Genomic DNA, 13,127 nt, shown 5'->3' with positions numbered 1-13,127 from the left:
CGCAGTCAATCACTCCCATAATAGATAAATTCTATTTCGATATACAATATTTCAATGTGCTCGCTTACTTACAGTGAGAGAGGGAGAAAGCAAGGGAACGACAAGTCCCCTTCGGAATTTTATTGAAGCGCTTTGCGGAGAACCCATTCGATCGTCCGCCATGGGAGCATTTTTTTCATGAGGAAAATCATCTTTGCGTCACTGCCGCAAGTATAACGGAACTTTGGAGAGCGGGCATGGCATATTTTCACAATCGTATTCGCAACATGAATCGGATCAGGAGCGTTTTGCTCCGACTTTTTATTGAATTGATTAAAGCGCTCGATCATACGGCTATAAGGAGAATCGAGATTGCTGCGATACACATGCTTCGCTGCTATGCCAGTATCGTAGGTGCCCGGCTGAACGAGGACAACCGATATGGAGAATGGCAGCAGCTCCAGACGCAAGCACTTTTGGTTCATATTAAGCGCTGCGAAATGGCCTTAAGCCTTTATTCTTCTTCTTTTTCCCACTCCATCGTCCGGCTTACTGCTTTCTTCCAGCCTTTATACAGCTTGCTGCGGACCGCTTCCTCCATTTTCGGCTCAAAGGTTGCTATACCGTTTGCCCGTCCTGCGATGTCTTCTTTCTTCCAAAAGCCTGCCGCAATTCCTGCCATATATGCTGCCCCAAGCGCGGTAGATTCCGTGACCGCAGGTCTTTGTACAGGTACGCCCAGTATGTCTGCTTGGAATTGCATCAATAAATGGTTTGCCGTCGCTCCTCCATCCACCCGCAAGGACTGCAGCTTAAGGCCCGAGTCGCTTTCCATCGCGCCAAGCACATCTTTGGTCTGATAAGCCATAGAGTCGAGGGTAGCCCGAACGATATGCTCCTTCTTGGTCCCGCGCGTCAGGCCGAACATCGCTCCTCTAGCATACATATCCCAATATGGCGCTCCCAGACCCGCAAATGCCGGTACCACATAAACGCCATCCGTATCCTTTACTTTGCCTGCGTAGTATTCGGAATCCGATGCCGAATCAAACAGCTTCAGACCGTCGCGAAGCCACTGGATCGCTGCTCCCGCGATGAAAATGCTTCCTTCCAGCGCATACTCCACTTTTCCGTCCATGCCCCAAGCGATCGTTGTCAATAAGCCGGATTTGGAAGCAACCGCATTTGTACCGGTGTTCATCAGCATAAAGCAGCCGGTGCCGTATGTGTTTTTGGCCATGCCGGACTCGAAGCAGGTTTGACCAAATAGCGCCGCTTGCTGATCCCCCGCAACTCCGGCAATCGGGATTTCTGCTCCGCCGAACGTTTGCGGATCCGTGACGCCGTAAAGCCCTACGGAAGGTTTGGCTTCAGGAAGCATGGATTGCGGAATGTTCAACTCCTCCAGCAGCTTTTCGTCCCAGCTCAAATTCATAATATTATAAAGCATCGTACGGGACGCATTCGTATAGTCAGTCGCGTGGACTTGTCCTCTCGTCAATTTCCAGATCAGCCATGTATCCACCGTACCGAATAATAGCTCTCCACTCTCCGCTTTCTCCCTAGCACCCTCAACGTTGTCCAAAATCCATTTCACTTTCGTCCCCGAGAAATAGGCATCCACGACGAGACCCGTACTTTCACGGATATATGTCTCCAGTCCTTTTTCCTTCAAGCCATCGCAAATTTCAGCCGTTCTGCGGTCCTGCCATACGATTGCATTATACACAGGCTTACCGGTGTTTTTATCCCAAACGATCGTCGTTTCCCTTTGGTTCGTAATACCGATGGATACGATTTCCTGCGGGCTGACGCCTGCGGTTTCAAGCACTTCACGGGCTACGCCGCTCTGCGTTCCCCAAATTTCCATGGCGTCATGCTCAACCCAGCCCGCTTTTGGATAAATTTGCGTAAATTCTTTTTGAGCGGTTCCTACATTGTGGCCCTCACGGTCGAACAAGATCGCACGAGAGCTGGTTGTTCCTTGATCAAGAGCAAGCACATATTTTTTTTCCATGATAAAAACCTCCACATTTTATTGTTGTATTGACCGGCAAATTTAGAGGTATAGAAAATGGCAGCAAGCACACCGCCAATAATCGGGCCAACGACAGGAATGAACGCGTAACGCCAATCGGATGAGCCTTTGCCGGCAATCGGCAGAATAAAGTGCGCTATTTATTGTAAGTAATAAATAGAAGAACATACTCTTTTTAGCCAGGTATGAACGATTCAAATCTCCAAAGCGATTACATCACCTCCAAAAAAAATAAACAGCCATCCTTTAGCACCTGCGCTTGTTCCCCCTAAAGGACAATTGCAGTTGCTTCAAAATGGCTGTTCTCCGTTTCTCCCAGCAGATCTTATTAACTTGTTTCGTATTATACATAGCATACATTGCCTTGTAAACCCTTTCATTCACAGAAAATTACAAATGGCCTACCAAACTAGGAAAAAGGCTGCTTCAATGCTGGACACTGAACTGCTGCTGAACAAGCTTGGCATATAAAGGGTGGCTGCCGAGCAGCTCCGCGTGTGAGCCTTGACCCGAAATCCCGCCTTTCTCCAGCACAATAATTTGGTTAGCGCCACGTATCGTCGAGAGGCGATGAGCGATAACTAATGTCGTTCTTCCCTTCATCAGCCCGTGAAGAGCCTCCTGCACCTGCTGTTCGGAATCACTGTCTAAGTGCGCCGTCGCTTCGTCCAGCAGCAAAATATCGGGATTTCGCAAAATAGCCCGCGCTATTGCCAGCCGCTGACGCTGGCCGCCAGATAACATAACGCCTCTTTCTCCGACCTCCGTCTCATAGCCGTTTGGCAGCGAATGAATAAACGACGTCAAATTCGCCTGCTTCACCGCCTCATTTATACGCTCCTCTTCCACTTGCTCCAGCCCATAAGTGAGATTATGCCGAATCGTGCCCTGCATCATGGGACTATCCTGCGATACATATGCGATTCGTTTGCGCCAATCCTCCAGGCGCATCGACGCAATCGGCTCCCCTGCGTAAGTAATTTCTCCCTGTGTCGGATTGTAGAACCTCTCAAGCAGAGAGAATAGCGTCGTCTTGCCCGTACCGCTCGGACCTACAAACGCGGTGACTTGCCCCTGCCTGGCATGAAAGGAGACTGCATGCAGCAGCGGCCGGTCCTCCGAATACCCAAAGCTTACCCGATCAAACTGGATCAAAGATGTTTGGACTGTCGCTTGCTCGTTAGCTGTGAGCACCGCCTCGCCATGCTGCTCGTCCTTCTCGCCCAGCAGCTCTAAAATCCTCTCCGAAGCCCCCATCGCTTTCTGAAATTGTGTGAAAAAAGACGCCATCTGCGTAAACGGCATTACAATTTGAAACATATATAAAATAATGGCAACTAGTTCGCCGCCTGTTAAGGTGCCTTGCGCGACTCGCACTCCGCCGTATCCAATTAAGATTACGAGAATCAACAGCATTACAGTCATCATTAATGGCGTTACAACGGACATAATTCTCGCTTCCTGCAGCCCAAATGTAAACAACCGCGATATTCGCAAGCTGCCCTGGCGCAGTTCAACCGGCTCCGCCAGCGATGCCTTCACAAGGCGGATGTCGGACAGCACCCTGCCTAGATCCCCTTGAAACAACGCCGTTTCATCCTGCATCGATTTGGAGACTGTGAACATTTTGGTCCCAAGCGGCCATAGAACAAGCAGAGCAGCCGGAACGGCAATCAGCATAAGCAGCGTCAGCTTCCAATCGATCATCAGCAATAAAGTCACGCCGCCGATAATCGAAATAATGCCGCCCAGAAACGAAATGACATGCCCGATAATAAAATCTTTTATTACATTCGTATCGTTTGTCACGCGGCTCATCGTCTCGCCCGAGCTGTTGCGATCAAAGAATGGAACAGGCAGCCTCAGCACCCGCTCCCATACCTCGCGCCGCAAGCCGGCAATAACATGCTGGCCTACATAGGACATGGTGTAGACCGTGAATCCTGACATAATCGTCTGAGCCAGAAAGACGGCTCCCAGCACTACAAAAGTAGCCTTCTGAATCGTAGACTGCGACAGCTCATCCACTAGATTTTTGGTTAATAACGGAATAAGCAGCGAAAGCAGCGTCTCTCCGAGCCCTAATACAATGGCAGCAGCTATCAAAATAGAAGCCGGCTTGTGCTTTGCAATCAGCTTAAAAAATTGCGATACGCTGGCAGTTGCCTGCGATTTCTCAGCTTCAGCGCTAATCTTCATTTGATTTCCCCTCTTTCATCGTTTTCAAAGCTTCAAGATGCTCGAATACGACAGTCAAAAAGGTCTCTTCTTCCTTCGTGAACACATTTGGAAATAAAATAGGATCAATCGAGAGCGAAGGATCGTCGAGCCCTTCTATTTGCGCAAGCTCTTCTTCATTTAATCCCCTAATAATAGGACCAAGCATCTCCTCAAGAAGGGAAACCATTTTCCTTCCGCTTGCGAGCACCTCTTCATCCAGAGGCTGTTTTCCTTGCTTATAATGCTCCTTCAGCTCTATGACAATTGCTGTTATTTTGCGCTCCATGTCCAGTCTATTCTCCGGGTCCATGCCTTCCATAAAGATCGCATCTACAAAAGAAGGCGGCATTTGCTTAGACAGCCACTGCTTCTGATGCTCCTCATGCTGAATATTATGAATAAACACAAGCAGCAAATCACTATCAACCTTGCCCGCTCCCTGGATAATCCTTTGCATGCGTCCAATCGTTTCGATCACGCGCTCCAAATGCTGCTGTTTTGTTTGAAGCATCTCATATTGCGAAGCGAGCGAATGCTGCAAGTCCTCCTCCGGCCTAGCCAAATAAGCTGCAATGTCCTCAAGCGAGAAGTCCAAATATTTAAGCGTCAATATTTTTTGCAGCTGAATCAAGTCCCGATCGGTATAGAAACGGTGTCCATGCGCATTTCGGCTGGACGGCTTTAGCAGCCCCTTGCGGTCATAATAGCGGAGCGTTCGTTCGGTTACCGCTGTAAGCTTGGCGAAAACGCCTATCGCATAAAGAGAATCTTTTTCCACCATTTTATTCCTCCTCCCGGAATAGAGTATAACCCTTGACGCTGCGTCAAGGGCAAGAGGTATGCACCAAATATAATGGCTACTTGACTACCTAAAATGTAAAAATTATGTTTAATAGAATAGTAGTCTTCCTTACATTCGACAAAATCCCTTTATTTATTTAACTATAATATTGGACAATCTAAATAATATTTTTGTATATGCTTCTTTTTTTTACAAAAATAAGGGTTGTAAACAGTTAGAATTTATATATAATAAATTTGTGTACAAAATGTTACAAAAACAACAAATCAAAGGAGAGAAATAAATGGATCCATATCAACAGCAGCCCCCAATAAATACGGGTGTGCCTGGATACGACTACCATCCGCAGCAGCCTGTTTCACCAGTTATTACAGTAAAAGAATGGATGCTCACTACCCTTATTATGATCATTCCCATCGTAAACATTATCATGATGTTCGTATGGGCATTTGGCGAAGGCAATCCAACCAAAAAGAACTACTTTAAAGCGTCCCTGCTATGGGCTGCAATCATTCTTGTCATTTATGCCATCATTTTCATCATCATTATCGCTGCAGCAGCAACAACGGCTTCAAACATGTATTAGTCGAACCCTATACATAGCAAAAGAAGGCGTCCCGGAAGTTGGATCAACTTCTGAGACGCCCTTATTGTTTATCCGATGCAACCGATGTAATGCTTTACTCCACTGCGCGGAAACGATACACTTTGCTCGCGTAGTCGCCAAAAAATTGCGGTGTAGCTAGGCCAGCATAAAGCAGCTGATCGCCGCCGTATACCGTTTCTTCGCCATGCAGCTTGTAATCGCGATTCGGATCAAGCCCTTTCAGGCGGAAGCGATTGAGCTTCGGATTCGGCTCTTGCAGCACCGAAACGAAGACAACAAATGCTTCGCTTTGGTCCTTGGATACGAACATCCAAGCCGTTTCATTGCCGTCGAACGGACTAAGCAGACGGTAAAAATCTCCGAATTGCACCAGATGGCGCACGTCCTTGTACAGTGCAACCTGCTCCTTAACTTCGCTCTTCTCTTCCTCCGTAAACTGAGTCAAATCAAGCTCGTACCCGAAGTTGCCCGACAGCGCGACATTTCCTCTCGTCGCAAGCGAGGTGATACGTCCAACCTGATGATTAGGCACTGCCGATACGTGAGCGCCCATTGAGCTTACAGGGTAAACGATGCTTGTGCCGTATTGAATTTTCAGGCGGGATACCGCATCCGAGTTGTCGCTTGTCCACGTTTGCGGCATGTAATACAGCATGCCCGCATCGAAGCGGCCTCCGCCGCCAGAGCAGCTCTCGAACAATATATTCGGGAACGAAGACGTAATTTCCTCAAGCACAGCATAAAGGCCAAGCATATACCTATGAGCCGTTTCGCGCTGGCGCTCTGCTGGCAGCAGTGCCGAGCCGATTTCCGTCATGTTGCGGTTCATATCCCATTTCACGTACGTAATCGGCGCGCTTGAAAGAATATCCGAAATCGACTTCACGATGTATTGCTGCACATCCGTGCGCGACATATCGAGAATGAGCTGTTGTCTCGCTTGAGTACGCCTGCGCCCCTCAACATGCAAGCACCAGTCGGGATGCGCTTTGTACAGCTCGCTCTCCGGCGAGATCATTTCCGGCTCAAACCATAGGCCGAACTGCATGTCGAGTCGCTTCACGCGGCTGACCAAATCCTCCAGGCCGTTTGGCAGCTTGTTGCGGTCTACGAACCAATCGCCAAGCGAAGTGGTATCGTTATCGCGCTTCCCGAACCAACCATCATCCAATACGAACAGCTCGATGCCGAGCTCTTGGCCCGCGCGGGCGATATCTTCGATTTTATCCGCGTTAAAGTTGAAATACGTCGCTTCCCAGTTATTGACGAGAATCGGACGCGTTTGGTCACGGAACGTTCCGCGAATGAGGCGTGCGCGGTAGAAGTCGTGGAAGCTGCGCGACATGCCCCCGAGCCCGTGCTCGGAATGTACCATTACTGCCTCAGGCGTCTGGAATTGCTCGCCCGGCTCCAGCTGCCAATTAAAATCAAATGGATTAATGCCAATGAATAGACGCGCGGCATGGAATTGGTCCACCTCTACGCCGGCAGTGAAGTTGCCGCTATATACAAGGTTTACGCCGTACACGTCACCATGATCCTCCGTTGAGCCTTCCGACAGCAAAGCGACAAAAGGATTTTGCATATGGCTGCTTGAGCCGCGGCGGCTCTCGATTGACTGTAAGCCAGGCACGAGTGTGCGTTTATGAATATGACGTTCGCGAATCCATGCGCCGGAGAGCTGCAGCATTTCAAACCGGTCATGCGCAAAATCAAGACTCATGCTGAATGCGCGCTGCAGCTGCAGCGTGTCATTTCCGTTGTTGATGATTTTAGCCGAACGGGTAATCGCATCGTAATGTTCAAATACTGTATAAGACAAAATGACAGACAAGCCGGTCAGATCATCCTTGAGCGTGATCTCCAGCGTCTGCGCTTCGGAGTCGCTTTCCACATACGTCGCCGGCAATCCGGCAAGCGCGGGTTTTCCATTGATGATCTGATACGAATCATAACGCAAATCCGTTACGGTTGTGCCGTTAGGCAGCTTGACTTGAAAAGCCGGCATCCGGAAGTCGGAGTTGCCATAAGCCGGATACTCATGCGGAAGCGTATCGAGCGACAATTCCATTTGGTCAAGCTCCGTGCTAGGCGTAAAGGATGCGCGGCCTGTTAGTTCGAACAAACGCTCCAGCTGTACGCCGCGAACCTTTTTCCCCCAATAGATATGGGCGGGATAGCCTGTTTTCGTGATGTGAATGACATAACTCGTATCCTTCGATTGCAAATGAAATAATGAACGCTGCTGATCATATTGAATAGTCAAAATAATAACCCTCCTAAACGTTTTAAAAAAACTTGCTACGAAAGCCTACTTCAGCATTGCTTTGACTGATCTTGATGAAATTCTTCCTTTGCAAAGCTCGCATGCCGCTTCTATGACACTGTAGCGTTTTTGATATTTTCGAAATAAGTTAATCTGAACTAATCTAAGCACCCGCAAGCGACTTAGCCAGATGAAGCGATGACACCACTTCTTCACACTCCGCTCTAAAGGAGGTTAACTGGAAAAACTCCTGCTATTGAGGTTACTCCGAAGCCTTCAACGAGCTGCCGCAGCTCTCCCGAACGACGAGCGTCGTGTTGATCGTCATATGAATAGCCGCCTCTCGGCCCTCAATACGCTCAAGCAGCAGCTGTACCGCCGATCTGCCCATATGCTCCGTATGCGCGCGAACGGTCGTCAGCGGCGGATTCAGATAGGCGGAAATTTCGATATCGTCAAAGCCGACAATCGCCATATCCTCCGGCACTTTAATGCCATGCTCATGCAGCGCCCGAAGCGCGCCGACTGCCATGGGATCACTCCCTATAAAGCAAGCAGTAGGCAGCGAGCTTTGCAGCAGCAGGCGGTTCATCGCTTCATATCCGCTGTTGGAGGACCAATAGGCCTTCAACACATAGCTTTCTTCATATAGCCCCAGCTCGCGCATCGCCTTCTCGAAAAATACGCGGCGCGGCTCGTCGTTTTCCGTTCCTTCATAGAGACTGTTCAGCCGGTTCACATAATCATTGCCGCCGATGTAGCCTATTTTTTCATGCCCCAGCCCTCTAAGATGAGAGACAACCGCTCTAGTTGCCTGCTCAAAATGAAGCTTCACCGTATCGTATTCGTTCAGCTCGTTCGAATGGTTGACGAAAACGATTCGATTGCCGTTATTGTACAGCTGTCGCACATCGTTTTCTTCGATCGAGCCAACAACGATTAAACCGTCCAGCTCATGCACAGGCTGCATCTCTACGCGGCTATTGCCTCTCAGCACTTTAATAATGCTGATACCCAGCTCCTCGCAGCGCGTCTCAATTCCTTTGCGAATAGAAGTAAAGTAAGGGTCCTCATGCTCATCCTCAAGCGTCGACCACATGAGAAGGCCAATTTGCTGACGAGAGAGCTGCTCTTCTTTTTTCATTCTGCGCAGCCTGGAAGGCTTATATTGCAGCTGCTCGGCAATACTAAAAATGCGTGTCCGCGTTTCCTCGCTTACTGCCAAAGTCATATCGTTGTTCAAAACTCTTGACACAGTGGCAGCCGAAACGCCCGCCTCCTGCGCAATATCTTTTATCGTCGCCATCCCACGCTCCGTGTTTAGTTAATAAATTTACTAAATAACATTTACAGTTTAGCAGACAACAATAAATACCACAAGTACCCATGCAACTTTTATGTACGATTAACGTCAGACTTGAAGAAGACACTAAAACTTACAATAATGGGGGAATCGCTTATGAAAAAGTTGATAGCTGTTTTCGTGCTATTTTTGCTTCTATCCGCTTGCAGCACGAATGCAGGCCAGACGAACACTACTCCGGGTAATGGAGGTACAACTACGAATACGGGTCAAAATCAAAGCACCGATGCTGCTAAGCCGACACCAACTGCCAGCGACAAAGTTAATGATGGCGGGCCTGAGCAGGCAGCAACTCCTCAAGATGCGGCAGCTGCTGTTATTTTGGCATTAAAGGAAGATGATATGGCTACACTTGCAGCTTATATTCATCCCAATAAAGGTCTATTATTCTCTCCCTATGCGCATATTGATACTGCGACTGCCAAAGTATTTCCAGCCACAGGATTGCCGGCATTAACGGACACGACTGTTTATCAATGGGGCTCCTATGACGGCTCAGGCGAGCCGATTGCGCTTACCTTCCAGCAGTATTACGACAAGTTTGTGTATGATCGAGATTTTATTAATCCGGAGACCGTAGGCGAAGACCAAATCATAGGTACGGGCAATACGATAGTCAATATTAAGGATGTTTATCCGGAGAGCTATGTAATGGATTATTATTTCAGCGGCTTTGACCCCCAGTATGAGGGCATGGATTGGGAGAGCCTAATTCTAGTGCTTGAGGAATTAAACGGAGCTTGGTATGTGAGTGCAATTGTTCATTCGCAGTGGACGATCTAAATAACACATGCTGCCTCCCTTGCACTCCGGGGGCAGCATGCTTTAGAAATCTTTTCGTTTGATAACAAGCAAGCCTACAGCAAGCATAGCTGCCGTATAAATGACACAATAGACTAAAAAGGAGTTTGAAGGCGCACCGCTAATTGAAAATGTACTAAGCTCATTGTTGAGGTTAATCAAACCACTGAGCTCTTTAATAGAGAACAGCTCGCTTAACATCCGCTGCTGCAAAGCATCGGCCGGCATCACCAGCTTAATTAAGCCGGTTATCGTCTCAATCGTCTGCATCCCTTCCATTTCTGGTCTTCTGACTCCCATAAGACGTCCGATCGTGCTGCCTAGCCAACCCATTCCGAATAGCATCGTCATGCCGATGCCATTTCCTAATGGGCTAAGATAACAAGAGCCAACCATCGTTAAGGTGACAAGAAGCGGTACAACAGAAGCAAATAGTACGTACGACTTTAACAGCACAGGCAATTCAAACAATACACCCGTCTCTACCCAGCAAATCCCAATAACCGAAGCAAATAATAGAATAGCGTACATCGCCCCATACGAAACGAAGCCAAGCCATCTCCCCATATACCATCTCCAGCGCTGAATCGGCCTTGCTAGTACGGATTGCAGAACCCCTTGCTCCGCCTCCCCAGTTACAGCGGCAACCGAGCTGAATATCGCCAGAAAAGAAACCGCAAAAGCCCCAAAGAAAAACCCGAGTGTCAGCATCATAGCACTGCTTGTAAACTTGTTTATGATATCTAGCGAAGACTCTACGGCTTGATCCTGAATCTCGCCTGCGATTGCATCTGCAACAAACCAATAGGCGACCCAAAATATGACCGTCATAATGATCGTCATCAGCGTCACGCGCTTGCGAATAAGCTCCTTCCACGTTAAGCCCCAAACCGCGATCATCTGCGTTCCCCCCTATGCTCAAGACCCGTTACGGCCTGCAAAAACCACTCATCGAGACGGGATTGGGTTTTGCCAACCTCATATATCGTTAACCCTAACTCGATAAGAATATAATTGACCAAGCCGATCTGCTCGTCATCCTCAAGCGCTAGCTCAAGCCAAACGGAACCGTCTCCAGCCGCTTTTTCGGATACAACAACATTTTCCCCAAGCATTTGCCGTATACGTTCAGGCGCTAACGGTGTATAACCGCTGACTCGCAGTCGAAAATTCGATTGCGTGCGAAGCACCTCTGATACCTTGCCCTCTGCCAGCACTTGACCATTATTAAGCAGTGCGACCGTATCGCATAAATGCTCCACATCCTCAAGCAAATGGGAATTAAGAAAGATCGTCTTCCCTTGGCTTCTAAGCCTTGCAAGCAATTGTCGCACCTCATGCCGGCCAACCGGATCAAGTGCCGAAGCCGGCTCGTCGAGGAAGACAATATCGGGATCACCCAGCAATGCGCATGCAAGCCCAAGCCGCTGCTGCATGCCCTTGGAATAACCTTTAAGCCGGTCTCGTCCTCGGCTGCCGATGCCGACTTCGTCAAGAAGCTGATGGATGCGCCGTTTGGCACTAATACGGTCCAGCTCGCATAGCTTCGCATGAAAAGCAAGCACCTCCTCGCCGGTCAACCAGTCCGGATAACGAAACAACTCAGGCAAATAGCCCAATCTTCGCCTCGCTTCGATAGTGCCGGAAGCATGGCCGAATAGTTGAGCTTTACCTGAGGTAGGCTGGATTAAACCGGTGAGCATTTTGACGACCGTGCTTTTGCCCGCTCCATTAGGACCGAGGAAGCCAAAGGCTTCCCCCTGTCTAATGGTTAACGTGACGTCATGGCAGCCGCGCCCGTCACCATAATCCTTGCTTAAGAGGGTCGTTTCAATCGCGTATGTGGTCATGAGCGGATCAGCTCCGCAATTACGGATTCTACTTTTTTGACATCGCCATAGTTCTCGAAGCCTGCTGTCACCATATAGCCCTTCTCCAGCCACGCCGCAGTAGTAGAATTATGGTTTTCACTGCTCTCCACGTAAACATCGACGCCTTTTATGCTGATCTTCTTCGGATCGCCTCTTGTTAAAAGCGGCAATGGAATTTGCCCATCCTCCAAGCTGGAGGCTTGCATAAGCGAGTCACGCAAATGATCAGGCAGCGCCGGGAATCGAATGACAGCCTCGAAAGCATCTTTGACATCAACAGAATTATCGACTTTAATCGTCGGCACCTCCAAATAGTTAATCCATGCGCGCGGCTCGGAGGAGCCTTCTATCTGAGACGTATAGGAGATTTGCGTGCCCCTGCCCGTGTAAAAAGTAATTTCTTTGCCGTCTACAGATTGTGGAAGCAGCTTATCCGCACCTAGCTTGCTCATCGCTCGGTTGATTTCATCCACCTTCAAGCTGAATTTAAACGTTTGCGAGGAGGTCGACGAAATATCGATTTCCTGTTTATCCGCAACGGTTATTGCCGGAATTGCAAAGCCTAGCTGCTCAGCAGCCTTCTCAGGCGTCAGCTTCTGCCAGCTTCCATGCGAAGTTTGTTCAAATTCACCGAAGCGGTTAGACATTTCGAGCGTTTCGCCTTCATTCATGAAGCTGTTCATAAGCGTTACCAAATCATCCTTCTGCACCACCATCACGTTATCCATACGGAACGTATTGAGCCATGCCGCCAGCGCTTCATTCGTTGAAGGAGTGGCGATCACAACAGTGATGATAGCGGCTGCGCATGCCGCCACAGTCTTGCCTATATTTCTTTTGATCCAGCGACGGGCTGCTCCGCCTTTGCTTGGCTTGTTTGCAGCCTCTCCTGATTGAGCGCGCGCTCTCCCTAGCGGTACGGAGTTCATCTGCTCCTGTAGCGGGTTCAAGCTTCCTTGCGGCTCTGCTTGCAAGCTTCCTGGAGCCGCTGATGTCCCCTGCACATGATGATCACCCTGAGCAAGATGACCCTGCTTCTCCCACTGTTCCCAGAGGGACGAACGCTCAGTAGTTAACAGCTGCTTCTCGAGGCGTGCCCATGCATCTGCCGTCTGTTCTTGTTCTTTTTTATTATTTTCATCGTTGGTTGTCATTTTGAACTCCTCCTAAAAGGTTTTGA

11 protein-coding genes and 1 pseudogene are annotated in these 13,127 nt (G+C 48.9%); 2 read left to right on the top strand and 10 right to left on the bottom strand.

All coding sequences use genetic code 11. The features are described 5' to 3' along the window. Window positions 1-119: 119 nt before the first annotated feature. From HI950_RS26535 to HI950_RS26515, 5 genes and pseudogenes are all read right to left on the bottom strand, one after another. The gene (locus HI950_RS26535) at window positions 120-464 is read right to left on the bottom strand and encodes a Rossmann-fold NAD(P)-binding domain-containing protein (protein WP_169089433.1); all 345 of its coding nucleotides are present in this window, start codon (window positions 462-464) and stop codon (window positions 120-122) included. Between the two features lie 29 nt (window positions 465-493). After that, on the bottom strand, window positions 494-1,996 hold the full coding sequence (gene glpK, locus HI950_RS26530) for a glycerol kinase GlpK (RefSeq protein WP_169089431.1): 1,503 nt from the start codon (window positions 1,994-1,996) through the stop codon (window positions 494-496). 11 nt (window positions 1,997-2,007) lie between these two features. Continuing rightward, window positions 2,008-2,157, bottom strand: a pseudogene (locus HI950_RS26525) (aquaporin); the annotation flags it as partial. 286 nt (window positions 2,158-2,443) lie between these two features. Then, on the bottom strand, window positions 2,444-4,216 hold the full coding sequence (locus HI950_RS26520) for an ABC transporter ATP-binding protein (RefSeq protein WP_169089429.1): 1,773 nt from the start codon (window positions 4,214-4,216) through the stop codon (window positions 2,444-2,446). Continuing rightward, complete coding sequence (locus HI950_RS26515) at window positions 4,206-5,018, bottom strand: MerR family transcriptional regulator (RefSeq protein ID WP_169089427.1); 813 nt, start codon at window positions 5,016-5,018, stop codon at window positions 4,206-4,208. The genes HI950_RS26520 and HI950_RS26515 overlap by 11 nt, the downstream gene beginning before the upstream one ends. A 304-nt stretch (window positions 5,019-5,322) precedes the next feature. On the opposite strand from HI950_RS26515, the gene HI950_RS26510 reads away from it, so the two are divergent. Beyond that, window positions 5,323-5,625 carry a hypothetical protein gene (locus HI950_RS26510; RefSeq protein ID WP_223285512.1) on the top strand — a complete coding sequence of 101 codons (303 nt, stop codon included), beginning with the start codon at window positions 5,323-5,325 and terminating at the stop codon, window positions 5,623-5,625. Window positions 5,626-5,719: 94 nt separating this feature from the next. Here the strand turns inward: HI950_RS26510 and HI950_RS26505 are convergent, their stop codons facing one another. After that, the gene (locus HI950_RS26505; RefSeq protein ID WP_169089425.1) at window positions 5,720-7,912 is read right to left on the bottom strand and encodes an alpha-galactosidase; all 2,193 of its coding nucleotides are present in this window, start codon (window positions 7,910-7,912) and stop codon (window positions 5,720-5,722) included. Between the two features lie 262 nt (window positions 7,913-8,174). Continuing rightward, window positions 8,175-9,218, bottom strand: coding sequence for a LacI family DNA-binding transcriptional regulator (locus HI950_RS26500; protein ID WP_169089423.1), 1,044 nt, complete (start codon window positions 9,216-9,218; stop codon window positions 8,175-8,177). Window positions 9,219-9,371: 153 nt separating this feature from the next. Here HI950_RS26500 and HI950_RS26495 point away from each other — a divergent pair, with 153 nt between their 5' ends. Next, the gene (locus HI950_RS26495; protein WP_169089420.1) at window positions 9,372-10,058 is read left to right on the top strand and encodes a hypothetical protein; all 687 of its coding nucleotides are present in this window, start codon (window positions 9,372-9,374) and stop codon (window positions 10,056-10,058) included. 42 nt (window positions 10,059-10,100) lie between these two features. Here the strand turns inward: HI950_RS26495 and HI950_RS26490 are convergent, their stop codons facing one another. Genes HI950_RS26490 through HI950_RS26480 form a run of 3 tightly spaced genes read right to left on the bottom strand, consistent with a single transcriptional unit; the run spans window position 10,101 to window position 13,101 of the window. Then, window positions 10,101-10,976 carry an ABC transporter permease subunit gene (locus HI950_RS26490; protein WP_169089418.1) on the bottom strand — a complete coding sequence of 292 codons (876 nt, stop codon included), beginning with the start codon at window positions 10,974-10,976 and terminating at the stop codon, window positions 10,101-10,103. Continuing rightward, window positions 10,973-11,926, bottom strand: a complete 954-nt coding sequence (locus tag HI950_RS26485; RefSeq protein WP_169089416.1) for an ABC transporter ATP-binding protein — start codon at window positions 11,924-11,926, stop codon at window positions 10,973-10,975. The genes HI950_RS26490 and HI950_RS26485 overlap by 4 nt, the downstream gene beginning before the upstream one ends. Beyond that, window positions 11,923-13,101: a hypothetical protein gene (locus HI950_RS26480; protein ID WP_169089414.1), complete on the bottom strand. Its 1,179-nt coding sequence runs from the start codon at window positions 13,099-13,101 to the stop codon at window positions 11,923-11,925. The genes HI950_RS26485 and HI950_RS26480 overlap by 4 nt, the downstream gene beginning before the upstream one ends. Window positions 13,102-13,127: the final 26 nt, after the last annotated feature.

This window comes from Paenibacillus sp. PL91, from assembly GCF_012935325.2.
Classification (GTDB): Bacteria; Bacillota; Bacilli; order Paenibacillales; family Paenibacillaceae; genus Pristimantibacillus.
This window is presented reverse-complemented; position numbering and strand designations above follow the sequence as displayed.